The 20,575-nt window shown below is 67.3% G+C and carries 25 protein-coding genes; 7 read left to right on the plus strand and 18 right to left on the minus strand.

Annotated features, from left to right (window positions below; genetic code table 11):
- Nucleotides 1-303 precede the first annotated feature (303 nt).
- Both AC5P9L_RS08565 and AC5P9L_RS08570 read left to right on the plus strand, forming a co-directional pair.
- Nucleotides 304-516: a DUF4287 domain-containing protein gene (locus AC5P9L_RS08565; RefSeq protein WP_043034209.1), complete on the plus strand. Its 213-nt coding sequence runs from the start codon at nucleotides 304-306 to the stop codon at nucleotides 514-516.
- A 110-nt stretch (nucleotides 517-626) separates the two neighbouring features.
- Nucleotides 627-1,334 carry a YitT family protein gene (locus AC5P9L_RS08570; RefSeq protein WP_043034218.1) on the plus strand — a complete coding sequence of 236 codons (708 nt, stop codon included), beginning with the start codon at nucleotides 627-629 and terminating at the stop codon, nucleotides 1,332-1,334.
- 83 nt (nucleotides 1,335-1,417) lie between these two features.
- On the opposite strand, the gene AC5P9L_RS08575 is transcribed toward AC5P9L_RS08570, so the two are convergent.
- Both AC5P9L_RS08575 and AC5P9L_RS08580 read right to left on the minus strand, forming a co-directional pair.
- The gene (locus AC5P9L_RS08575; protein ID WP_114619170.1) at nucleotides 1,418-1,963 is read right to left on the minus strand and encodes a DNA-3-methyladenine glycosylase I; all 546 of its coding nucleotides are present in this window, start codon (nucleotides 1,961-1,963) and stop codon (nucleotides 1,418-1,420) included.
- Complete coding sequence (locus AC5P9L_RS08580; RefSeq protein WP_227416100.1) at nucleotides 1,960-3,747, minus strand: DUF4153 domain-containing protein; 1,788 nt, start codon at nucleotides 3,745-3,747, stop codon at nucleotides 1,960-1,962. The genes AC5P9L_RS08575 and AC5P9L_RS08580 overlap by 4 nt, the downstream gene beginning before the upstream one ends.
- 91 nt (nucleotides 3,748-3,838) lie before the next feature.
- Here AC5P9L_RS08580 and AC5P9L_RS08585 point away from each other — a divergent pair, with 91 nt between their 5' ends.
- From AC5P9L_RS08585 to AC5P9L_RS08600, 4 genes are all read left to right on the plus strand, one after another.
- Nucleotides 3,839-4,405, plus strand: a complete 567-nt coding sequence (locus AC5P9L_RS08585; RefSeq protein ID WP_005408377.1) for a YqgE/AlgH family protein — start codon at nucleotides 3,839-3,841, stop codon at nucleotides 4,403-4,405.
- Nucleotides 4,398-4,892, plus strand: a complete 495-nt coding sequence (gene ruvX, locus AC5P9L_RS08590) for a Holliday junction resolvase RuvX (protein WP_005408378.1) — start codon at nucleotides 4,398-4,400, stop codon at nucleotides 4,890-4,892. The genes AC5P9L_RS08585 and ruvX overlap by 8 nt, the downstream gene beginning before the upstream one ends.
- A gap of 15 nt (nucleotides 4,893-4,907) precedes the next feature.
- On the plus strand, nucleotides 4,908-5,858 hold the full coding sequence (locus AC5P9L_RS08595; RefSeq protein ID WP_043398325.1) for an aspartate carbamoyltransferase catalytic subunit: 951 nt from the start codon (nucleotides 4,908-4,910) through the stop codon (nucleotides 5,856-5,858).
- 397 nt (nucleotides 5,859-6,255) lie between these two features.
- On the plus strand, nucleotides 6,256-6,747 hold the full coding sequence (locus tag AC5P9L_RS08600; protein ID WP_227843833.1) for an REP-associated tyrosine transposase: 492 nt from the start codon (nucleotides 6,256-6,258) through the stop codon (nucleotides 6,745-6,747).
- A gap of 120 nt (nucleotides 6,748-6,867) precedes the next feature.
- On the opposite strand, the gene AC5P9L_RS08605 is transcribed toward AC5P9L_RS08600, so the two are convergent.
- The 16 genes from AC5P9L_RS08605 to AC5P9L_RS08680 all read right to left on the minus strand — a co-directional run bounded on the left by AC5P9L_RS08605 (nucleotide 6,868) and on the right by AC5P9L_RS08680 (nucleotide 20,280).
- Nucleotides 6,868-7,665: a carboxylesterase family protein gene (locus tag AC5P9L_RS08605; protein ID WP_033834838.1), complete on the minus strand. Its 798-nt coding sequence runs from the start codon at nucleotides 7,663-7,665 to the stop codon at nucleotides 6,868-6,870.
- A 70-nt stretch (nucleotides 7,666-7,735) separates the two neighbouring features.
- Nucleotides 7,736-8,002 carry a hypothetical protein gene (locus tag AC5P9L_RS08610; RefSeq protein WP_005412494.1) on the minus strand — a complete coding sequence of 89 codons (267 nt, stop codon included), beginning with the start codon at nucleotides 8,000-8,002 and terminating at the stop codon, nucleotides 7,736-7,738.
- Between the two features lie 62 nt (nucleotides 8,003-8,064).
- Nucleotides 8,065-9,426, minus strand: coding sequence for a magnesium transporter (gene mgtE / locus AC5P9L_RS08615; protein ID WP_005408383.1), 1,362 nt, complete (start codon nucleotides 9,424-9,426; stop codon nucleotides 8,065-8,067).
- A 194-nt stretch (nucleotides 9,427-9,620) separates the two neighbouring features.
- On the minus strand, nucleotides 9,621-11,390 hold the full coding sequence (gene ptsP, locus AC5P9L_RS08620; protein ID WP_059033400.1) for a phosphoenolpyruvate--protein phosphotransferase: 1,770 nt from the start codon (nucleotides 11,388-11,390) through the stop codon (nucleotides 9,621-9,623).
- A 2-nt stretch (nucleotides 11,391-11,392) separates the two neighbouring features.
- Entirely contained in the window at nucleotides 11,393-11,662 is a 270-nt protein-coding gene (locus AC5P9L_RS08625) for an HPr family phosphocarrier protein (RefSeq protein ID WP_005408385.1), read from the minus strand.
- Complete coding sequence (locus AC5P9L_RS08630; RefSeq protein WP_005408386.1) at nucleotides 11,655-12,047, minus strand: PTS sugar transporter subunit IIA; 393 nt, start codon at nucleotides 12,045-12,047, stop codon at nucleotides 11,655-11,657. The genes AC5P9L_RS08625 and AC5P9L_RS08630 overlap by 8 nt, the downstream gene beginning before the upstream one ends.
- A gap of 500 nt (nucleotides 12,048-12,547) precedes the next feature.
- The gene (rapZ, locus tag AC5P9L_RS08635) at nucleotides 12,548-13,432 is read right to left on the minus strand and encodes an RNase adapter RapZ (protein WP_005412498.1); all 885 of its coding nucleotides are present in this window, start codon (nucleotides 13,430-13,432) and stop codon (nucleotides 12,548-12,550) included.
- Between the two features lie 27 nt (nucleotides 13,433-13,459).
- Nucleotides 13,460-14,410 (minus strand): HPr(Ser) kinase/phosphatase, encoded by a 951-nt coding sequence (gene hprK / locus AC5P9L_RS08640; protein WP_099484778.1) that lies wholly within the window; start codon nucleotides 14,408-14,410, stop codon nucleotides 13,460-13,462.
- Nucleotides 14,407-14,859 (minus strand): PTS sugar transporter subunit IIA, encoded by a 453-nt coding sequence (locus AC5P9L_RS08645; RefSeq protein ID WP_005408389.1) that lies wholly within the window; start codon nucleotides 14,857-14,859, stop codon nucleotides 14,407-14,409. The genes hprK and AC5P9L_RS08645 overlap by 4 nt, the downstream gene beginning before the upstream one ends.
- Nucleotides 14,860-14,880: 21 nt before the next feature.
- The gene (hpf, locus tag AC5P9L_RS08650) at nucleotides 14,881-15,198 is read right to left on the minus strand and encodes a ribosome hibernation-promoting factor, HPF/YfiA family (RefSeq protein WP_004147311.1); all 318 of its coding nucleotides are present in this window, start codon (nucleotides 15,196-15,198) and stop codon (nucleotides 14,881-14,883) included.
- Nucleotides 15,199-15,256: 58 nt separating this feature from the next.
- Entirely contained in the window at nucleotides 15,257-16,678 is a 1,422-nt protein-coding gene (locus AC5P9L_RS08655; protein ID WP_099474778.1) for an RNA polymerase factor sigma-54, read from the minus strand.
- A 39-nt stretch (nucleotides 16,679-16,717) separates the two neighbouring features.
- Nucleotides 16,718-17,437: an LPS export ABC transporter ATP-binding protein gene (gene lptB / locus AC5P9L_RS08660; protein WP_005408391.1), complete on the minus strand. Its 720-nt coding sequence runs from the start codon at nucleotides 17,435-17,437 to the stop codon at nucleotides 16,718-16,720.
- Nucleotides 17,437-17,988: a lipopolysaccharide transport periplasmic protein LptA gene (gene lptA, locus AC5P9L_RS08665; protein ID WP_005408392.1), complete on the minus strand. Its 552-nt coding sequence runs from the start codon at nucleotides 17,986-17,988 to the stop codon at nucleotides 17,437-17,439. The genes lptB and lptA overlap by 1 nt, the downstream gene beginning before the upstream one ends.
- Nucleotides 17,989-18,091: 103 nt before the next feature.
- The gene (gene lptC / locus AC5P9L_RS08670) at nucleotides 18,092-18,667 is read right to left on the minus strand and encodes an LPS export ABC transporter periplasmic protein LptC (RefSeq protein WP_164223284.1); all 576 of its coding nucleotides are present in this window, start codon (nucleotides 18,665-18,667) and stop codon (nucleotides 18,092-18,094) included.
- Entirely contained in the window at nucleotides 18,664-19,212 is a 549-nt protein-coding gene (locus tag AC5P9L_RS08675) for a KdsC family phosphatase (RefSeq protein WP_099527774.1), read from the minus strand. The genes lptC and AC5P9L_RS08675 overlap by 4 nt, the downstream gene beginning before the upstream one ends.
- Before the next feature lie 66 nt (nucleotides 19,213-19,278).
- Entirely contained in the window at nucleotides 19,279-20,280 is a 1,002-nt protein-coding gene (locus AC5P9L_RS08680; RefSeq protein ID WP_005412502.1) for a KpsF/GutQ family sugar-phosphate isomerase, read from the minus strand.
- A gap of 54 nt (nucleotides 20,281-20,334) precedes the next feature.
- Here AC5P9L_RS08680 and AC5P9L_RS08685 point away from each other — a divergent pair, with 54 nt between their 5' ends.
- Entirely contained in the window at nucleotides 20,335-20,565 is a 231-nt protein-coding gene (locus AC5P9L_RS08685) for a BolA family protein (protein ID WP_005408396.1), read from the plus strand.
- Nucleotides 20,566-20,575: the final 10 nt, after the last annotated feature.

The raw sequence follows: 20,575 nt of genomic DNA on the forward strand, positions 1-20,575 counted from the left end.
GATTCCGGCGTGGGCGCCAAGCTACATGGCGATCGTCGAGATCCAGGCTCGTACGGCGGCCCACGCCGGCTCTCGACACCTACGCTGACAGATTTTCATCAGATAAGGCTCGGTCGCCGCATCCATGCGGCTCACGCCCCCTCAACCGGACCCACCCCACCTTCGACAGTTTCCCGTGAGCTGTTGGAACGGCATTCTGCTTTGGTGGGTGCCGACCGTTGGTCGGCACTGGGTCGGACGTGTGGGTATGTCGATTTCTGCGTCTGTGGTTCGTCGAATGAATGACTTCAACGGGAGCTGCACATGAGCACTGACACCAAGCCGAAAGGCCCGGCCTCGTATTTCCCCTCCATCGAGAAGACCTACGGGCAGCCGGTGGCGCACTGGTTCGGGCTGCTGGCCGCGAAGAAGGGCCTGAAACACATGGAACTGGTCAGCTTCCTGAAAAGTGAGCATGGGCTGGGCCATGGCCATGCCAACGCGCTGGTGGCGCACCATCTGGCCGGCAAGGGTTGAGCAGCGGCGGGCCGGAGATCGGGCGGGGCGCATTCAGCTGAACGATTTCATCTGCAACTGTCATGCAGATCGTGTCTAATACCGCTCCCCACCTGCTGTTCCCCACCCGTATGTCCCTTCCCTCCCATGGCCCCGCGCCGTGCGACGACGCTGACGGCCACCTGGTCACCGCCGGTCCGCTGACCCCGCCGCCCGACAGCGCCGGCACCACCGCCGACGAAAAAGCGCTGCGCCACTCGATCGCCGAGGACGTGCAGGGCATGGTGCTGGCCACGATGGTGGCCTCGCTGGGCTTGGCCATCTTCGCCAAGGGCGGGCTGATGATCGGCGGCATGGCGGGCATGGCGTTCCTGCTGCACTACGCGATGGGCTGGAACTTCGGCCTGGTGTTCGTGCTGGTCAACCTGCCGTTCTACTGGGTGGCGCTGCGGCGCATGGGCTGGGAATTCACCCTGAAGACCTTCGCTGCGGTCACCGCCTGTGGCGTGCTGACCGACCTGCTGCCGCGCTGGATCGACTTCTCGCACATCCACCCGCTGTGTTCGGCGATCGTCGGCGGTGCGTTGTCCGGCCTGGGCATCCTGTTCTTCATCCGCCATCGTGCCAGTCTCGGCGGCATCGGCATCCTGGCGGTGTACCTGCAGCGCACGCGTGGCTGGAGCGCGGGCAAGGTGCAGATGTCCTACGACGCCTGCCTGATGGTGGCCGCGTTCTTCGTGTTGTCGCCGTCGAAGGTGATGTACTCGGCCATCGGCGCGGTGGTGCTCAGCCTGGTGCTGATGTTCAACCACCGCCCCGGCCGCTACATGGGCGTGTGACCGTTCAACGGGGTTGCCGGCCAGCGGCCGGCACTACCGGAACCCACGCGTGATGACGCCGGGCCATGCCCGGCGGATATCCATCAGCCAGGCGCGGCCTGCAACCACGGCGGCGACAGCGTCAGCAGCCGCGCATGCACCGGGCAGTCCTCGGCATGCGCACCGGGCAGGTAGCCCAGGCTCATCAGGAACTCGCCGGTGATCTCGCCGCCGGTGAAGCGGAAGGTCTTCTTGAACAGCTTCACCCAGTCAGCCTTGCTGCGCGGGTGGTGCGCATCCAGCCACGACGCGAAGCTGCCGTGGCTGGCCCGCAGCTGCTGGATCACCTGCGCGTTGTGGATGGCCGCCAGCACCTTCAGCCGGTTGCGGATGATGCCTGCGTCCGACAGCAGGCGCTCGATGTCCTGCTCGGCGTACGCCGCCACGCGGTCCACATCGAAGCCGTCATAGGCCGTGCGGAAGCCCTCGCGCTTCTTCAGGATCGTTTCCCAGCTCAGGCCGGCCTGGTTGATCTCCAGCACCAGCCGTTCGAACAGCTCGCGCTCGTCACGCTGCGGGAAGCCGTACTCGTTGGCGTGGTAGTAGTCGTGCACCGGATGGCCCGGGGCGATGAGGCAGTAGCCGCTCATGGGGAAGGCTCGTTGGATTCGGATTCGGGATCGATGGCCAGCGCAGGGTGCCCGCCGATGGACAGCATCGGCCAGCGCGGTGGCACGAGCGTGAGTTTGCCGTCACGCAGGGCCTGGTTGATCGCCTCGGCCTGGCCGCTGACGGTGCCGAACAGCGAACCGGCCCGGCGCCAGTGGGCATCCCTGCCACGTGCGTACAGCACGCAGTCCGGCCCACGGTGGGTGTACAGCTCGCACAGCAGCACTTCGCCGGTGCCATCGCCGTCCAGGTCGCGATGCACGATCAGGCAGTCGCGCTCGCTCTGGGCGCAGGATTCGCCATCGATCGCGCGCGTGGCCAGTGCCTGCCACCAATCGTCCGGTGGCGAGCTGGATCCCTTGGCCAGCTTCAACGCGCGCTGCAGGGCGACGACGTCCTGCGGCCCCTTGTCGAGGCGCTGTCCGTCGTCCCAGCGTGAGGTACGTGCCAGCGCAGCCGCAATCACCTGCGGCGCGTTGGCATCGGCGGTGATGGCCGGATCATGCTGCAGGTCGCGCAGCGCCTGCACGCCACGGCGCCCAAGATCGAAGCGCAGCACGTTGACGTCGCTGCTGGTGATTGCAGGCGGGTCCGCACGCAGGCGCGCAAACTGGCTGGACAGGGTCAGCCGCACCGGGTCCAGCAGCGGCGAGTTGCCCAGCGATGCCAGTGCCAGCACCGCCCAGCACATCCAGCGGTTGACCGGCTCCAGCATCTGCAACCAGCGGCGCTGCCGGCGCAGCACCGCCAGCGCGTAGCCCGCGGCATAGCCGGCCACGGTCACTGCGACGAGTACCGCCCAGAACCGGTCCACGGTCCAGCCGTACTGCACCACGCGCAGCCCCAGTGCGTACAGCGCCAGTGCGGCGTAGACCGGCAGCGCCAGCAGGCTGGCTTCAACCAGCCGGCGCAGCAGCAGCGGGTAGGGGGCGCTGTCTTCCCCCTGCTGGTAGACCGCGTTGGTGAACGTCACCAGCAGCAGCGACAGCACCAGCAGCAGGCCGGCGGCCGAGCGGGTCTTCCACAACGGTTCCAGCCCGGTAAGCGGCAGGCTCAGTACGAACAATACGGCGATGAACGAGAGCAGCGGCAACAGCCCACGGCAGATCGCGAACAGCACCTGGCGGGTGATCTGGATGGCGCGGTGCTGGGTGCGCCCGATCAGTACGCCGAACCCGGCCAGGCTGCCGGTGGCCAGTGCGATGAACGCGTCCTGCCGGAACAGGTCGCGGAAGACGGTCACGTCGAGCAGCTGGAACAGCGCCGACCACAGCCACAACAGCAGCCAGGTCAGCCCGGTGAACAGTGCCGCGAGGGCCAGGGTCAAACCATTCTGCCAGGCGCGCTCGAACAGCTCGGGGTAGCTGGCACGCCAGTGCCCGTGCTGCAGCTGGAACTGCCACCAGGGCAGGACCACGAACACCGCAACGGCCATGCCCAGGGTCAACGGAAGCTGCAACGCGCCCGATTCCAGTGCGGTCTCGCCATTGAGGTTCCAGCCGATCCAGGCGGCCAGCGCCAGCACCACCGTCGAGCCGAGCACGGCCTGCAGCCACAGGCGGCGCTGGCCCAGCTCCACCAGGCTCAGCGCCACCGCGCTGGGAATGGCCAGCACCCAGGCGTACCAGCAGTAGCGCCAGCCGATATCGCGGAACGGCCACGCGTCGGACAGTTCCTGCGCGGCATACAGCATCAGGCCCTGCAGCAGGGCAAGCAGGACGATGGCGCTGCGTGCCGGCAGGGTCAAAGGCGTTGAAGACTGCATCGATGACCTTCCATGGCAAAGCACCATCCTAGCCCATCGCAGTTCGACGCCATCGCGCGACCATCCCGCCCCCAGCAGGTAGAATAGGACCATGCCTGTAACGCCGACCTCCCTTGCCGATCACCTGCTCGTCGCGCTGCCGTCGCTGCTCGACGCGACCTTCGCCCGCAGCGTCGCGCTGATCTGCCAGCACGACGAGAACGGGGCGATGGGCGTGCTGGTCAACCAGCCTTCCGAGTACACGCTGGGTGAAGTGCTTGCACAGATGGACATCACCACCGGTGATGGCGACCTGCAGGCGCGCATGGTGCTCAACGGCGGCCCGGTGCATCCCGAGCGCGGCTTCGTCATCCATGACGACGCGCGGGCGTGGGATTCCAGCCTGACCGTGGGCGACGGCCTGTACCTGACCACCTCGCGCGACATCCTCGAAGCGATGGCGCGCGGCGAAGGCCCGGCCAATGCCGTGGTCACCCTCGGCTGTGCCGGTTGGGGCGCAGGGCAGCTGGAAAGCGAGCTGTCCGAGAACAGCTGGCTGACCGTGCCGGCCGATGCCGAGCTGGTGTTCCAGCTGCCGCTGGAGCAGCGCTGGCAGGGTGCGGCCTCGCGCATCGGCGTGGACCTGTTCCGGCTGACCGACTACAGCGGCCATGTCTGAGCCCATCACGCCCGCGCCGGATTCTGCTGCCCCGGCGATCCGCCGTGATGGCACCGTTCTGGGTTTCGATGTCGGCTCGCGACGGATCGGCGTGGCCATCGGCAGTGCCTTCGCCGCGCATGCGCGCGCGGTGGCCGTGGTCGATGTGCACGGCAACGGCCCGGACTGGACCGCGATCGAACGCCTGCTCAAGGAATGGAAGCCCGACGGCCTGGTGGTCGGCGACCCGCTGACCCTGGACGGCCAGGACCAGCCCAACCGCAAGCGCGCGCAGGGCTTCGCCCGCCAGCTGCGGGAGCGCTTCAAGCTGCCGGTGGTGATGATCGACGAGCGTTCCAGCTCGGTCGAGGCCGCACGCCGCTTCGCCGTCGAGCGCGCCGAAGGGCGCAAGCGCCGCCGTGATGCGGCCGCCCTCGATGCCGTCGCCGCAGCGGTGATCATCGACCGCTGGCTGTCGTCGCCGGACGACGCCACCCCCATTCCCTGACTGCCCGACACCGCCATGACCGCCCAGCAAATCGATGCCTCCGGACGCCTGCGCCACCTGCTGACCCTGGAGGGCCTGCCGCGCGAAACGCTGCTGCAGCTGCTCGACCGCGCAGGGCAGATCCGCGATGCCGCAGTCGGCCGCGTCGGCAACAAGCGCCACGTGCTGGCCGGTTCGGCGGTGTGCACGCTGTTCTTCGAACCGTCCACGCGCACCCGCAGTTCGTTCCAGCTGGCCGCGCAGCGGCTGGGGGCGGACGTGCTGAATTTCGACGCCTCGACCTCCTCTACCCGCAAGGGTGAGACCGCCTGCGACACGCTTCGCAACCTGGAAGCGATGGGCGTGCGCGGCTTCGTGGTGCGCCACCCCGATGACGGCGCCGTGGCCGCACTGGCCGATGCGGCAGGCGAGGGCACCGCGCTGATCAATGCCGGTGACGGCCGCAGTTCGCACCCGACCCAGGGCCTGCTGGACATGCTGACCCTGCGCCAGGCCAAGGGCCCGGATTTCTCGAAGCTGAAAGTCGTGATCGTCGGCGACGTGAAGCACTCGCGCGTGGCCCGCACCGACCTGCATGCGCTGCGCACGCTGGGCGTGGGCGAGATCCGCGTGTGTGGCCCGCAGTCGCTGCTGCCGGACGACGAGACCCTGAAGGGCTGCGTGGTCGGCGATGATTTCGACGCGATGCTGGAAGGCGTCGATGCGCTGATGATGCTGCGCCTGCAGCGCGAGCGCATGGAAGAAGGCCTGGTGCCGTCGCTGGAGCAGTACCACGCGCAGTACGGCCTGACCAACGAACGCCTGGCGCGCGCGGGCAAGGATGCCGCGGTGCTGCACCCGGGCCCGATCAACCGCGGCGTGGAAGTGACCGACGAGGTGGCCGACGGCCCGCAGTCGTGGGTGCTGCGCCAGGTCGCCAACGGCGTCGCCGTGCGCATGGCCGTGCTGGAAACCCTGCTGGGCTGACCTGCCCTGGTGGGTGCCGACCGTTGGTCGGCACGGTTGATCTGTCCTCATCCGATCCGGTGGGTGCCGACCGTTGGTCGGCACGGTTGATCTGTCCTCATCCGATCCGGTGGGTGCCGACCGTTGGTCGGCATGGTTGATCTGTCCTTATCCGATCCGGTGGGTGCCGACCGTTGGTCGGCATGGTTGATCTGTCCTCATCCGATCCGGTGGGTGCCGACTGTTGGTCGGCACGGTTGATCTGTCCTTATCCGATCCGGTGGGTGCCGACCGTTGGTCGGCACTGAACCGTCAGTGCGGTGAAGTGCGGGCCTAGCCATTGAATGGTTCCGGGCCTACCTGTACTGACGTGATTGCCCGATAGAACCGGAGTAGCGGCAGGCGCACGCTTGGGCCCATGAGCCGCGCACGCCTACGCCTTGGCCGCCATTCCCGGATCGGACAATCCTACATCCTGACCACCGTCATCCAGGAGCGTCGACGCTACTTCGATGATGCCACTGCGGCACATGAGGTGATGGATGTGTTCCGTCGCATTGATGCTGAGGGCCTGACGCACTCACTTGCCTATGTGGTCATGCCGGACCACATCCATTGGCTTGTGGAGATCCGTGCGTTCTCGCTGGACTACATCATGCAACGCTTCAAATCGAGCAGTGCATTGCGGATCAACCGCATGCTGGGTAGGACAGGACCATTCTGGCAATCGAGTTATCACGATCACGCCATTCGTTCTGAAGAATCACTGTTTCGCCATGCGATGTACATCGTCGCCAACCCGGTCAGGGCGAACTTGGCGAGCTGCGTGGGAGAGTATCCGTATGCCTGGTGCCGATGGGAGATCGATGAGAGGTACCAGGCAATGGATTACCCCGAAGCGGAGAGGTAGTGCCGACCAACGGTCGGCACCCACCCATACCCAAGCCGGCCAACGGTCGGCACCCACCAATACCCAAGCCGACCAACGGTAGGCATCCACCAACAGGTGTTTCCCAGCAGAAGCTGCGGTTCAGCGCTTCTGCGCGAACAGCCATTCCCACATTGCCGGGTCGGCGTAGGTGGCGTCCCAGGCATTGTGGTTGCCTTCCGGGTATTCGGTGTAGCGCACGTCGCGTGCGGCGGCGCGCTGGAATGCGGCATGCAGTCTGCGGTCGTCGTCCGGCGGCACCACGTCATCCAGTGCGCCGTGGAAGATCCAGATCGGCGTGTGCTGCAGGCGCTGGGCAATCACCGCGTACGGGTCCGCTTCGTGCGCGACCTGCTCGACGAACAGGGTCGGGCGTACCGCACGCGGGGCGAGCACCGCGCCGCATACGGGGACGATCGCGGCAAAGCGGCGTGGGTCATCCAATGCGATGTTCCAGCTGCCATAGCCGCCCATCGACATGCCGGTCAGGTATTGCCGCGCCGGGTCGGCGCCGAATTCGGCGATCGTCGCGTCCAGCGCGGCCACTGCCGCACGGTTGTTGCGGCCGCTCCATTCCTCGTGGCCCGGCACCTGTGGGAACACCACCAGGGCGGGGAAATCGGGATGCGCGCGCAGGTAAGGCCCCAGCCCGGCGTGGGTCTGCTTGACGCCATCGGCGCCGCGCTCGCCCGAGCCGTGCAGGAACAGGACGACCGGAAGGTGGGTGGGAGCGGCGGCCTGCACGCCGGCCGGAATGAACACCTGGTAGTAAGCCGTTTGCCCGTCCACCTTCACCGCACGTGCTTCGAAGCGGCCACGCGCGCTGTCCGGCAGCGAAGTGCAACCGCTCATCATCAGAAGGGCCAGCAGTGGCAGCCAGCGCGACAGCAAACGGACCATGGGATTTTCCGAAGCGGCGAGATCGCCTGCATCGTAGTCCGCCGACGTCGGCCCGGCATCGTGCGCCGCGTCACTGCGGGCGCGGGAAGCTGGCGATGATCTCCAACTGCTCCTGTGCCTCGGCATTGCCTTCGGCGGCGGCGGCCTGCACCTGCGCAATGTCCGGGTGCAGGACCACCAGCAGTGGGTTCTCGCAGACCGGGCAGTCGTACTCGGTGGCGTCCTCGTCCAGTTCCATTTCCATGGCGCGCGAGCTGCCCTTCCATTCACAGGCCGGGCAGGTGTGCTGCTGGTCGCGCCAGCCGGGCTGGAAGTAGTTTTCGATTGTCGTTGCCATGGGGGGATCCAGTTGGGATCGGGTCAGAGCGCCGCGCAGCGGGGATCCGACCGTCGAGATGGTCAGTGCAGCAGCACCAGGGTGGCCAGGCCGAGGAAGGTGAAGAAGCCCATCGAATCGGTCACGGCGGTGAGGAAGATGCCGCTGGCCAGCGCCGGGTCGAAGCCGAAGCGCTTCAGCGTCAACGGCACCAGCACGCCGGCCAACGCAGCAAACAACAGGTTGCAGGTCAACGCGATGGCGATCACTGCCGACAACCCGGGCGAGTGGAACCAGGCGAGCACGATCAGGCCCAGCACCGAACCCAGCATCACGCCGTTCAACAGCGCGACCCGAACTTCCTTCCACAGCAGGGTGCGGGCGTTGGAGGCGCCGACCTGGCCCAGCGCCAGGCCGCGCACCATCAGTGCCAGCACCTGGGTGCCGGCGTTGCCGCCGAGGCCGGCGACGATCGGCATCAGCACCGCCAGCGCCACCAGTTTGTCGATGGTGCCTTCGAAGTGGCCGACCACGCTGGAGGCCAGGAAGGCCGTGCACAGGTTCACCGACAGCCACATCAGGCGGCGGCGCATCGCGCGCCAGACCGGGCTGAACAGATCTTCGTCCTCGTCCAGACCGGCGGCGCCCAGCGCCTGGTGCTCGGCCTGGCCGCGGATGATGTCGACCACGTCATCGATGGTGATGCGACCAATCAGGATGTTGTTGTCATCCACCACTGGCGCGGAGATCCAGTCATGGTCGGAGAACTGGCGGGCGACTTCCTGGTCGCTCTCGCCGACGTCGATGGCTGGCTGCTCGTCGTCGATCAGGCGATTGATCGGGGTGGTGTCCTCGTGGGTCACCAGTGCCGCCAGCGACACGCGGCCTAGGTACTGATGGCGGCGGCTGACCACGAACAGGTGGTCGGTGTGGTCGGGCAGTTCACCGCGCAGGCGCAGGTAGCGCAGCACGACGTCGACATTGACGTCGGCGCGCACGGTCACCACGTCCGGATTCATCAGGCGACCGGCGCTGTCCTCGGGATAGGACAGAACCTGTTCCAGGCGCTCGCGGTTCTCGCGGTCCATCGACTTGAGGACTTCGTCGATGACCGTGTCCGGCAGGTCTTCGACCAGGTCGGCCAGATCGTCGATGTCCAGGTCTTCGACCGCGGCGATGATCTCGTCCGGGTCCATGTCCGCGAGCAGGCTTTCGCGCACGTCGTCGCCGACGTGGACCAGCACCTCGCCGTCGTCTTCCGGATCAACCAGTCCCCACACCACCTCGCGCTTGCCCGGCGGCAACGATTCGAGCAGGTTGCCGATCTCGGCCGGGGCCAGGGTGTTGACCAGGCGACGCACCGGGCCCAGCCGGCCGCTGTCCAGTGCATCGGACAGCATCCGCAGTTGGCGCGCAGTCTTGTCGTGGCGTACAGCTTCAGCCATCGCAGCTCCCGCGGGGATAAGAAAAGCCGCGATCCCGGCAAGGATGCGGCAACAGGGGTGTTCAGCGCGTCATTATCGCAAGGCGATGTTTCAACGCATAGCCGCCGGATGGCGGGAGTGACGGCCGCTGGCCGGCAACCTCTTGGTCTTCGATGGGGAGGCTGCCGGCCAGCGGCCGGCACTACCCTTGGCGCTCAGGGCGTATCCGCCACCAGTGCCAGCCAGCGTTCGATCGCGCGGCGGTCGCGCGCGGCCAGCAGCTTCGGTGCGCGCGCGCGCAGCATGGCCAGGTCGGCCTCGCGGACCGCGCGGCGTACTTCCAGCAGCGTGCCCGGGTGCAGGCTGAACTCGGTCAGGCCCAGTGCCAGCAACAGCGGGGTCATCCGCGCATCGCCGGCCATCTCGCCACAGACCGCCACCGGGATGCGGTGGCGCGCGCCGGTCTCGATCACCATCTGCAGCAGCCGCAGCACCGCCGGGTGCAACGGCGAATACAGCTCGCCCAGTGCTTCATTGTTGCGGTCGGCCGCCAGCAGGTACTGCACCAGGTCGTTGGTGCCGATCGACAGGAAATCGACCAGGTCGATGAAGCTTTCCAGCGCCAGCGCCGCAGCAGGGACTTCGATCATCGCGCCCAGTGGCACGTGGTCGGACACCATGTGGCCTTCGCCGCGCAGCTGTTCGGTCAGCTTGAGCATGCGGCGGCGCACTGCCAGCAGTTCCTCCCGGGTGCTGACCATCGGCACCAGCACCCGCAGCTTGCCGTAGGCCGAGGCGCGCAGGATCGCGCGCAGCTGGGTGTCGGCTACCTTCGGCCGTGCCAGCGACAGGCGTACGCCGCGAAGGCCGAGCGCCGGGTTTTCTTCGTTGCTCAGGGTCAGGCCGGTGCGGTCGGCCTTGTCCGCGCCCAGATCGAGGGTGCGGATGGTCACCGGTCGCCCGCTCATGCCCAGTGCCGCATCGCGGTAGGTCTGGAACTGTTCTTCTTCATCCGGCAGCTCGTTGCGCTGCAGGAACAGGAATTCGGTGCGGTACAGGCCCAGGCCGTGGGCGCCCAACGCATGCGCCTGGGTCACGTCCTCCAGCGACTCGGCATTGGCCAGCAGGGCGATGTCGACCTGGTCGCGGGTGCGGCTGGGCTTGCTGCGCAGGCGGCCGAGCTCGCGCTGTTCGCGCGCGTGTTCCTTCAGTCGTGCGCGGTAGTCGCGCAGATTGTCGGCCTGTGGATTGGCGGTGATGCTGCCGTCGGCGCCGTCGATGATCAGCACGTCGCCATCGGCGATGCGGCTGAGCAGCTGCGGCACGTTGACGATCAAGGGCAGGTGCAGGCTGCGCGCAAGGATCGCGCTGTGCGAGAGCGCGCTGCCGGCGGCGGTGACGATGCCGACCACGCCTTGCGCCTGCAGCTGTGCCAGTTCGGAGGGCGCGATGTTGTCGCAGACCAGGATCTCGCCGGCCAGGCCTTTCACCGCTGGCGGGCGTTCGGGCTGCAGGAAGGCATGGATGCGGCCGATCACATGGTCGAGGTCGTCCATGCGGCTCTTCAGGTAAGCATCGTCCATGCCGTCGAAGACCTTGGCCAGGCGGTCGCGCTGCAGGCGCAACGCATAGCCGGCGCTGTACGGTCCGCTGCGGATCAGTTCGTCCAGCCCATACAGCAGCTCGGGATCGTCCAGCAGCAGCGCATGCAGGTCGAGGAACTCACCCACTTCCTGGTTCAGCGCTCCATGCAGGCGCTGGCGCAGCTCGTGCATCTCCGAGCGCGCGGCGTCCACCGCGCGATGCAGGCACGCCAGCTCGGCCTCGACCTGGTGGGCGGCAACGCGCTGCTCGGCCACTTCCAGTGCATGCGGCAGGCGCACGCGGGCGCGGCCCATTGCCGTGCCGCGGGCGGCACCATGCCCGGCCAGCAGCAGTACCGGCCGCTGGCCGGAAGGGGGTTGGCCGGCGCGTGCGCGTGGCACGCTCAGCTGTCCTCGTCGAAACGGCGTTCGAACAGGCCGACCACCGCCTCCATCGCGGCGGCTTCGTCCTCGCCGTTGATCCGCACGGTGACCGGGGTGCCCTGGCCGGCGGCCAGCAGCATCACGCCCATGATGCTCTTGGCGTTGATCTCACGGCCTTTGGCGGCCATGGTCACGTTGCAGCGGAACGGCGCCAGGGTCTGCACCAGCTTGGCGGTGGCCCGGGCATGCAGGCCCAGGCGGTTGCTCACGGTGAGTTCTCGTTCAAGCATCGTCGACTATCGCTCCATTACGGGTACCCGCCGCGGCTGTGGCGGGCAGTTGATCCAGTCCCTGTTCCGGATAATTCATCACCCGCAGCAACATCGGCAGGCTCAGCGCCGACACCCGGCGAACCGGGGTCCCCAGCCGGGCCAGCTGCCCGGCAAGGTTGGCAGGGCTGGCGCCGTACAGGTCGGTCAGGATCAGCACACCATCACCCCCGTCAACCCGCCGCAGGGCGGCCGAGGCGAGCGGGAGCAGGGCGTCCAGGTCTGCGTCGAACGGTACTTCGAAAGCTTCGGTTTTCAGCGGCAACTGCCGCAGGAGCCGGGTCGCCACGTCAAGCAGGGCGGTCCCGACCCCAGGATGTGTTACGAGGAGAATGCCACAGGTCATTACTGCACGTTAACAGGTCAAGGTGAATTGGCGATAGCAGCAGGAGAGGGGCACTGTGTCCCGTATTCAGCGTTGCTCCCAGGGGAGGCCTTTTCCGTTGAGAAAGAGATCCGACCCCATCCGTTTTTCGATGCCTGACAGCGATTCATCCACGCATGACGTGGATCCAACGTGTCGACCAGGGTCGACACACCCACCAACAGCAGCAGAAATCTGTCAGAGGTGGGGCGGTGTGGGTCTGCAGGACCGTTGGCGCCATGGATGGCGCCATCGAGCCCCCAGGGGGGAGGGCGCTTTGCTTGCGAAGCACTGCTTCGCAAGCGCCCGAACGCCCAGCCGCCAGCGGCTGGGCCGGACCGCGGAGCGGGGTTCACGGCGTGTCCTGCAGACCCACACCGCCCCGCCATCCCACGGAATGCCGCTTCTGCTGTTGCTGTTGCTGTTGCCGGCCAGCGGCCGGCACTACCGGCGGGTGCCGGGCGCAGCCCGGCCGACCCCCCTCAATCCTGTTCGCGGTGGTACGTCGCCACGTCTTCCCAGCCCATCTCGCGGGCATGCCGGGCCAAACGCTCGGCCAGGAACACCGACCGGTGCTTGCCGCCGGTGCAGCCGAACGCCACGGTCACATAGCTGCGGGTGCCATCACTCAGCTTCGGCAGCCAGGTATCGAGGAAGTCCATCAGCTGGGCCAGGTAGCGCTGCACGTCCGGCTGCGCTTCCAGGTAGTCGCGTACACCCGGTTCGCGACCGCTGAGCGCGCGCAGGTCCGGGTCCCAGTGCGGATTGGGCAGCACCCGCGCATCGAACACGAAGTCCGCCTCGGCCGGCACGCCGCGCTTGTAGGCGAACGATTCAAACAGCAGCGACAGGCCGGTGGCATGGTCCATCGTGAACTCGGTGATGATCCGCCGCCGCAGCTGATGCACGTTGAGGCTGCTGGTGTCGATCACCGCATCGGCCTCGCGGCGCAGCGGTGCGGTCAACTCGCGTTCGCGGGCGATGGCTTCAGGCAGCGACAGGCCCAGCTGGCTCAGCGGATGGCGGCGGCGGGTGTCGGCGTAGCGCTTGAGCAGCGTCTCGTCGCTGGCTTCGAAGAACAGCACCTTCACGTCCACGCCGGCGTCGGCCGCCAGCTGCCGCCAGTCGCCCAGCTGGCTCAGGTCGGCCTGGCCGCGAACGTCGATGCCTACGGCCAGACGCCGTGGTGCGCTGCCGTCGTGGTTGGCCAGCAGGCTGCGCACGAAGTCGGGCAGCAGATTGATCGGCAGGTTGTCCGAGCAGTAGTAATCCTGGTCCTCGAAGGTCTTCAGGGCGACGGATTTACCCGAGCCGGACAGGCCGCTGACGATGATCAGGGTCGGGGCGGAGGGGGTGACGGTGCTCATGGACAGGCTCTTCGAAGGGCAGGGAAATCAGGGTGTTCGCCGTTCCAGCAGGTTGCTGTGACGGGCGATGAACATGGCTGCCGGGTCGATGCCCTTGGTGCGCAGGATGTGCAGGCGGGTGGCCGCCTCGGTCAGCACGGCCAGGTTGCGGCCGGGCATCACCGGCAGGGTGATCAGCGGTACGTCCAGGTCCAGCACATGGCGGGTGCCCGAATCGCCGGTCAGGCGCTCGTAGCCATGCGGGGTGGGTTCGGTCATCGGCTTGGTCAGGTGGACGATAAGCCGAAGGTACTTGTTCTTCTTTACAGCCGTGTCGCCGAACATCTCGCGCACGTTCAACACGCCCAGGCCGCGCACTTCCAGCAGGTCCTGCAGCAGCTCCGGGCAGGTGCCATCGAGTACATCGGGCGCGATCTGGGTGAATTCGGGGGCATCGTCGGCCACCAGGCGATGGCCACGGCTGAGCAGTTCCAGCGCCAGTTCGCTCTTGCCGGATCCCGCTTCGCCGGTGATCAGCACGCCGATGGAATAGATCTCCATGAACACGCCATGCAGGATCACCCGCGGCGCCAGCGTCCGCGCGAGGTGGTAGGACAGGTGGTTGAGCAGTTCGTGGCCGCGCTTGGGCGACAGCCACAATGGCGTGCCGGATTCGTCCGCGGCAGCGCGCAGGTCTTCCGGGCAGGCCTGGTTGCGGGTCAGCACCAGCGCCAGCGGGTGCGACTGCATGATCTTTTCGATGGTCTCCCAACGCTGGCGCGGTTCCAGCGCATCCAGCCAGGACAGTTCCTCGGTGCCCAGGATCTGCACCTTGTTGGGATAGATGGCATTGAGGTAGCCGGCCAGCGAGGGGCGCCGCGAGACCGTGTTGCCGGCCTCCAGCTCGCGCTGCTCGCCGGACTTGCCGGCAGCCCAGCGCAGTCCCAGCCGCTCGCGCTGCTGTTCGAACAGTTCACGGGCGGTGATGCTGGTATTCATGCGGCACTCGCAGGTGGGGTCATGTCCAGCGCCTCGCGCAGCGCCCGGGCATCGCCCGCTTCGCGCAGGGCCTGGCGGATGTCCGGCGCCGAGAACAGCTCGGCCAGCTCGGACAGCAGCATCAGGTGCTGGTGGGTGTAGTGGGCGGGGACGGCCATCGCGAACACCAGGTCCACCGGCTCCTCGCCACCGAAATCGACCGGGGTGGCCAACCGCAGCAGGGCGCCGCGGGGGCGGTCCAGGGTTGGCGCGCGGCCGTGGGGAATGGCGATGCCGTGGCCGATGGCCGTGCTGCCCAGCGCTTCGCGCTGGCACAGGTTCAGATAGATCTGTTCGGCGTTGGCCTGGCGGCAGGCCAGCAACCCGGCGGCGGCCTGCAGGACGCTGTCACGGTCGGTGGCCGTGCAGAGCTGGGTCTGCACGGCCGCCAGGAGGTCAGTCAGGGGCATGTCTGCGGGGAACGGTGGCGATCAGCCACCATTGTCGCCCACCGGCAGCGGTGCGTGCTGCTGTTTTTTCTCCTTGTGCTTGATCACCAGACGGTCAAGCTTGTCCGCAAGCAGGTCGATCGCGGCATACATCGTCTGGGCATTGGCCTCGGCGTGCAGGGTCTGGCCGGGAATGTTGAGGCTGGCGTCGACGTGGTGTTCGGTCTTCTGCAGCTTGAGGGTCACCCGCGCTTCGCAGTGCTGGTCGAAGTGCTTTCCGATCCGGGCCAGCTTCTCCTCAACATAGGACTGCAGGGCCGGGGTGACTTCGACATCTTTGCCAAACGTTTCGATGCGCATCGGGTTTCTCCTGTGTTCGGATGTGCCAATGAACCTCTCCGCCGGGCGCGGCGGCGCGTCAAGCGATTCTGACCCTTTCGTGCGAGGCGGAAATGTTCATGGCTTCACGATACTTCGCCACGGTGCGTCGCGCTACTGGAATTCCCGACGATTTGAGCAGGTCAGCCAGCTTGGCGTCAGAAAGCGGCTTGCGCGGGTTCTCGTCGTCGATCAGGCGCCGGATCATCGCCTGGATGGCGGTGCTGGACGCCTCGCCACCGCTCTCGGTATCGATGCCCGAGGCGAAGAAGGCGCGCAGCGGCAGGGTGCCTCGCGGGGTACGCACGTGCTTGCGGGCGATCGCGCGCGAGACCGTGGATTCGTGCAGGCCGAGCTCGGCGGCGATCTCGCGCAGGGTCAGTGGACGCAGCGCCTGCTCGCCGAATTCGAGGAAGCCGGCCTGCTGCAGGATCAGGCTGCGCACGACGCGCAGCAGGGTTTCGCCACGCTGCTGCAGCCCTTTCAGCAGCCAGCGCGCTTCCTGCAGCTGGGCACGCAGGTAGCCGGCATCGGCGTCGCCACAACGTCGGATCAGCTGTTCGTAGCCGCGGTGGATCACCACCTTCGGCCCGGCATGCGCGGCCAGCGCTGCGCGCCATACGCCGTTCTGCCGCCACACCACCACATCCGGCACCACGTAGGTGTCCTGCGACAGCGGCGCGATCTGCGTGCCCGGGCGCGGGTCCAGCGAACGCAGCAGCGCCACGGCAGTCTCGACCTCGTCCAGCGGCAGCTTCAACTCATGGGCGAGCCCGGTGACGCCGCTGCGCGGCAAACGTTCCAGGGGTCCTGCGGCAATCTGTCGCGCCAGGAGCAGGCCGGGCGTGTCGCCGTCCAGCACATCCAGCTGCAGCAGCAGGCATTCGCCCAGCGTGCGTGCAGCCACACCCACCGGATCGAAGCGCTGGATGCGGTGCAGCACGGCGAGGATCTCGTCCTCGTCGGCGTGGATCGCCGGCAACAGGGTTTCAGCGATGGTGGCCAGCGACTCGCGCAGGTAACCATCGTCGTCCAGTGCATCGATCAGCGCGGCACCGATGCTGCGATCACGCGAGGACAGATGCGACAGATGCAGCTGCCACAGCAGATGGTCGGCCAGTGTTTCGGTTTCGGCTACGCGCTCGGCAGCGCTGCCGTTGTCGTCGTCATCATCGAAGCTGCCACCGCTGCCGGTCGTCGTCCAGTCCAGTTCGGTCGGCGCCCAGTCGTCGCCCTCATCGCTGCGCTCTGCAGGCGCTTCGTTGTCGTTGCCATCGCTGCCTTCATTGGCGGCGCTGCTGTCGTTGCTGTCGGCCCAGTCCAGCAGTGGGTTGCTTTCCACTGCCTGCGCGATCTCCAGCTCCAGCTCGGTGGCCGACATCTGCAGCAGCTTGATCGCCTGCTGCAACTGGGGCGTGAGCACCAGTTGCTGTCCCAACGATGTCTGCAGCCGAGTCTTCATGCCTGTGCCGAAAGGAAGGAAAGGGACCCGGCGATTGCTTCACAGCTTGAAGGAATCCCCGAGGTAGACGCGGCGTACATCGGCGTTGTCCAGGATCGCCTCCGGCGAACCCTGGGCCAGCACGCTGCCCTCGGCGAGGATATACGCGCGGTCGCAGATACCCAAGGTCTCGCGCACGTTGTGGTCGGTGATCAGCACGCCGATGCCACGCTGCTTGAGGTGGGTGACGATGCGCTGGATCTCGCCGACCGAAATCGGGTCGACACCGGCGAACGGTTCGTCGAGCAGGATCAGGCGCGGTTGTGCGGCCAGTGCGCGGGCGATCTCGCAGCGGCGGCGTTCGCCACCGGACAGGCTGGCGCCGAGCTGGTCGGCGACATGGCCCAGCTGCAGTTCGTCTAGCAGGCCGTTCAATTCGCGCTCGCGGCCGGCCGAGTCCAGGTCCTCGCGCAGTTCCAGCACCAGGCGGATGTTGTCGGCCACGGTAAGCTTGCGGAATACCGACGGTTCCTGCGGCAGGTAGCCCACCCCCTGCTTGGCGCGGGTGTACATCGGGTCGCCGGTGATGTCCTTGCCGTCGAGCACGATGCTGCCGGCATCGGCGGCCACCAGACCGACGATCATGTAGAAACAGGTGGTCTTGCCGGCACCGTTGGGGCCGAGCAGGCCGACCACTTCACCCGCATCGAGGGTCAGCCCGAAGTCCTTGACCACTTCGCGCTGCTTGTACTTTTTGCGCAGGCCCTTGGCGACGAGCATTACTTCCTGCTCCCGGCCGGCTGTGCCGGCGTGGTGGCCTTGGGCTGTGCCGCAGGCGCGGCCGGGGTCTTGTTCTTCGGCGGGATGACGGTACGCACGCGGCTGCCGTCACCACCGGAGTTCATCTCGCCGGTGCGGGTGTTGTAGACCATGCGCTGGCCGGCATTGGTGCCGCGCGCGCTGGTGACCTTGTAGTTGCCGGTCAGGGTGATGATCTCGGTCTTGATGTCGTAGTCGATGCGATCAGCCAGCGCATCCATCCAGGTGCCGTCATCAAGCTGCTGCTTCATCTTGGCCTGCTTGCCGGTGAACACCACGCGCACGGCCTCGCCGTCCTTGAGGTAGATCTCGGCCTCGGACGAACGCAGGTCCAGCGTGCCCTGGGTGATGATCACGCCCTGCGACAGCACGGTCTTGCCGTCGCCGGTGAGCATGCCGGACTGGGCGCCGGAATCGATGTGCATGTCTTCGTTGCGGTCGGTGGACTTGGCGAAGGCGGCGCTGGGGACAAGAAGACCGAGCGCGAGTACGGCGGCAAAGGGAATCTTCATCGGGGTCCGTTCTACCGGTGGGGGCCTGCCGGGCGGGCCGGGGGCGGAGGGTGGGGCTGCCGGCCCTGCGCCTGTCCGGAGACGTCGCGGGCTGGCGGCGGAATCAGCGTCTGGGCGTGTAACGGCCCTTGGACTGGCTGAGGAAATGATACGTGTTGTTCTTCGAATCCACTTCGAAGCCGACGCCGGACTGTTCCATGCCCGGGCGGGTCATGGTCACCAGGGCGTCGGTACGGGCGCGGCTCTCCTTCGGGAACACGTCCAGGTGGTCGGTGCGGAAGGTGGTCGGCACCACACCCGGGCCCGCCGGGCTGTCGCCGGCAACTTTGCCGCGCAGCTTCATCTCGTCGCCCTTGGCGCTGAGCCAGCCGGTCTCGGCACGCAGCGTCCAGTGCTTGCCATCCTTGTCCGGCATCTCGAACAGCGGGGTGGCGATGTTGATGGTCTGGTCGCCGCGCTGGCGCTCCAGCCGCGGTGCGCGCAGGGTGGTCGATTCCTTGCCGTGCTCATCCAGGGCAACGATCTGGAAGTCATGCAGGATGTAATCCACGCCGATTTCCTGGCCTCCCGTGGCTGGACCCTTGTCGCGGTTGCGCAGCGCCGCCCAGCTGCTCAGCAGGGCGGCCAGCAGCAGGCTGATGCCGAGCACGGTGCGCCAGTTCAAGGTGGGCAGGTTCATGCGCCAAACCTCGCCAGCACCGCATCCGCGCGGCCCTGGGCGGCCAGCAGGATGTCGCACAGCTCGCGCGCGGCGCCACGGCCACCCTCGGCGCGGGTCTGCCAATGCACGCGTTCGGCGATCCACGGATGGGCATTGGCCGGGGCCACCGCCAGGCCGACCGCACCCAGCGGCGCCAGATCGGGCAGGTCATCGCCCATGAACGCCACCTGTTCCAGGCCGATCCCGTGCTGCGCGCACAGCGCCTGCACGCTGGCCAGCTTGTCGCCCACGGCGATCTGGGTATCGATGCCGAGGTCGGCGCCGCGCTTGAGCGCGGACTGGCTGTTGCGCGCGGTGATCAGCACGGGGTGGATACCGTGCTGCTGCAGCAGTTTCAGGCCCAGGCCATCCTGCACGAAGTACGCCTTGCTCTCGTTGCCGTCCTTGTCGTAGTACAGCCGACCGTCGGTGAGGGTGCCGTCCACGTCGAAGCAGGCCAGGCGGATCCGGGCCGCAGCGGCATGCAGGTGGGCGGGGAAGGCGGGCAGGGGGGACCAGGGCATCAGGGTGGAAGGCTCGTTATGGGCAGGTGCGGCGTTACAGACTGAATGGGGTCTACGGACTGTCGGTTAAACCACCCGGGCCCGCAACAGGTCATGAATGTTCAGCGCGCCAACCGCGCGGCCCTGGTCATCAACCACGATCAGGCCGGTGATCTTGTGGGTCTCCATCAGGCGGGCGGCCTCGACCGCCAGCTGGTCGGCGCCGATGGTGCGCGGGTTGCGGGTCATCACGTCGGCGATCTTCGCGGTGCGCACGTCCAGCGCGCTGTCCAGCGCACGGCGCAGGTCGCCGTCGGTGAACAGCCCGATCAGCACGCCGTCGGCGTCAACCACGGCGGTCATGCCCAGCCGCTTGCGGCTCATTTCCACCAGCGCCTCGCTGAGGCTGGCGTCGGCGCCCACGCTGGGCAGGTCGTCGCCGGTGTGCATGACGTCGGTGATGTGCAGCAGCAGGCGACGGCCGAGGCTGCCGGCCGGGTGCGAGCGGGCGAAGTCATCGGCGGTGAAGCCACGTGCATCGAGCAGGGCCACGGCCAGTGCATCGCCCATCGCCAGCGAGGCGGTGGTGCTGGAAGTGGGTGCCAGCGCCAGCGGGCAGGCCTCGGCCGGCACGCTCACGTCCAGATGGATGTCGGCGGCGGTGGCCAGGCTGGACTGCGGGCGGCCGGTCATGGAGATCAGCAGGTTGCCCTGGCGCTTGAGCACCGGCAGCAGCATCAGCACCTCGTCCGATTCGCCCGAGTAGGACAGGGCCAGCACGACGTCGTCCTCGGTGATCATGCCCAGGTCGCCGTGGCCGGCTTCACCGGGGTGCACGTAGAACGCCGGCGTACCGGTAGAGGCCAGGGTGGCGGCGATCTTGCGGGCGATATGCCCGGACTTGCCCATGCCGGTGGCGACCACCCGCCCGCGGCTGGCCAGAATCGCCTGGCAGGCCTGCTGGAAGGCCTCGCCGAGGCGGTCGGCCACGGCATCCAGGGCCTGCCGCTCGATCTCGAACACGCGGCGGCCACTGGCAACCAGGCCGGCAGGGTCGACGGAACGGGGGGGCAACAGGGATTCGGCCATGCGGACGCCACGCAGCGGAAGTAGAATGGACCCACATTTTATTAGGAAAGCCCGTTGGACGCCGACACCATCCGCAATCTGATCGAAACCGGCCTGCCCGGCGCCCGCGCCGACGTGCAGGGCGACGATGGCGTGCATTTCGAAGCGACCGTGGTCTGCGAGGCCTTCGCCGGCAAGATGCCGCTGGCCCGCCACCGCATGGTGTATGCCACCCTGGGCGACCTGATGGGCGGCGCGATCCACGCGCTGGCGCTGAAAACCGTGACCCCGGCCGAAGCCGGCTGAACCGCAGAAG

It is taken from the genome of Stenotrophomonas sp. YJH_SMC_64 (genome assembly GCF_059371375.1).

What these genes read in the sequence shown, in the direction of transcription:
- AC5P9L_RS08610 (WP_005412494.1), bottom strand. Translation starts at nt 8,002, where the DNA reads ATGGCAACGACAATCGAAAACTACTTCCAGCCCGGCTGGCGCGACCAG.
- ruvX (WP_005408378.1), top strand. Translation starts at nt 4,398, where the DNA reads ATGTCTGAGCCCATCACGCCCGCGCCGGATTCTGCTGCCCCGGCGATC.
- hprK (WP_099484778.1), bottom strand. Translation starts at nt 14,410, where the DNA reads ATGAATACCAGCATCACCGCCCGTGAACTGTTCGAACAGCAGCGCGAG.
- AC5P9L_RS08575 (WP_114619170.1), bottom strand. Translation starts at nt 1,963, where the DNA reads ATGAGCGGCTACTGCCTCATCGCCCCGGGCCATCCGGTGCACGACTAC.
- AC5P9L_RS08585 (WP_005408377.1), top strand. Translation starts at nt 3,839, where the DNA reads ATGCCTGTAACGCCGACCTCCCTTGCCGATCACCTGCTCGTCGCGCTG.
- AC5P9L_RS08680 (WP_005412502.1), bottom strand. Translation starts at nt 20,280, where the DNA reads ATGGCCGAATCCCTGTTGCCCCCCCGTTCCGTCGACCCTGCCGGCCTG.
- AC5P9L_RS08565 (WP_043034209.1), top strand. Translation starts at nt 304, where the DNA reads ATGAGCACTGACACCAAGCCGAAAGGCCCGGCCTCGTATTTCCCCTCC.
- AC5P9L_RS08675 (WP_099527774.1), bottom strand. Translation starts at nt 19,212, where the DNA reads ATGCCCTGGTCCCCCCTGCCCGCCTTCCCCGCCCACCTGCATGCCGCT.
- AC5P9L_RS08595 (WP_043398325.1), top strand. Translation starts at nt 4,908, where the DNA reads ATGACCGCCCAGCAAATCGATGCCTCCGGACGCCTGCGCCACCTGCTG.
- lptB (WP_005408391.1), bottom strand. Translation starts at nt 17,437, where the DNA reads ATGCTCGTCGCCAAGGGCCTGCGCAAAAAGTACAAGCAGCGCGAAGTG.
- mgtE (WP_005408383.1), bottom strand. Translation starts at nt 9,426, where the DNA reads ATGGCTGAAGCTGTACGCCACGACAAGACTGCGCGCCAACTGCGGATG.
- rapZ (WP_005412498.1), bottom strand. Translation starts at nt 13,432, where the DNA reads ATGAGCACCGTCACCCCCTCCGCCCCGACCCTGATCATCGTCAGCGGC.
- lptC (WP_164223284.1), bottom strand. Translation starts at nt 18,667, where the DNA reads ATGAACCTGCCCACCTTGAACTGGCGCACCGTGCTCGGCATCAGCCTG.
- AC5P9L_RS08605 (WP_033834838.1), bottom strand. Translation starts at nt 7,665, where the DNA reads ATGGTCCGTTTGCTGTCGCGCTGGCTGCCACTGCTGGCCCTTCTGATG.
- AC5P9L_RS08580 (WP_227416100.1), bottom strand. Translation starts at nt 3,747, where the DNA reads ATGCAGTCTTCAACGCCTTTGACCCTGCCGGCACGCAGCGCCATCGTC.
- AC5P9L_RS08630 (WP_005408386.1), bottom strand. Translation starts at nt 12,047, where the DNA reads ATGACCTGTGGCATTCTCCTCGTAACACATCCTGGGGTCGGGACCGCC.
- hpf (WP_004147311.1), bottom strand. Translation starts at nt 15,198, where the DNA reads ATGCGCATCGAAACGTTTGGCAAAGATGTCGAAGTCACCCCGGCCCTG.
- AC5P9L_RS08645 (WP_005408389.1), bottom strand. Translation starts at nt 14,859, where the DNA reads ATGCCCCTGACTGACCTCCTGGCGGCCGTGCAGACCCAGCTCTGCACG.
- AC5P9L_RS08600 (WP_227843833.1), top strand. Translation starts at nt 6,256, where the DNA reads ATGAGCCGCGCACGCCTACGCCTTGGCCGCCATTCCCGGATCGGACAA.
- AC5P9L_RS08570 (WP_043034218.1), top strand. Translation starts at nt 627, where the DNA reads ATGTCCCTTCCCTCCCATGGCCCCGCGCCGTGCGACGACGCTGACGGC.
- lptA (WP_005408392.1), bottom strand. Translation starts at nt 17,988, where the DNA reads ATGAAGATTCCCTTTGCCGCCGTACTCGCGCTCGGTCTTCTTGTCCCC.
- AC5P9L_RS08655 (WP_099474778.1), bottom strand. Translation starts at nt 16,678, where the DNA reads ATGAAGACTCGGCTGCAGACATCGTTGGGACAGCAACTGGTGCTCACG.
- AC5P9L_RS08625 (WP_005408385.1), bottom strand. Translation starts at nt 11,662, where the DNA reads ATGCTTGAACGAGAACTCACCGTGAGCAACCGCCTGGGCCTGCATGCC.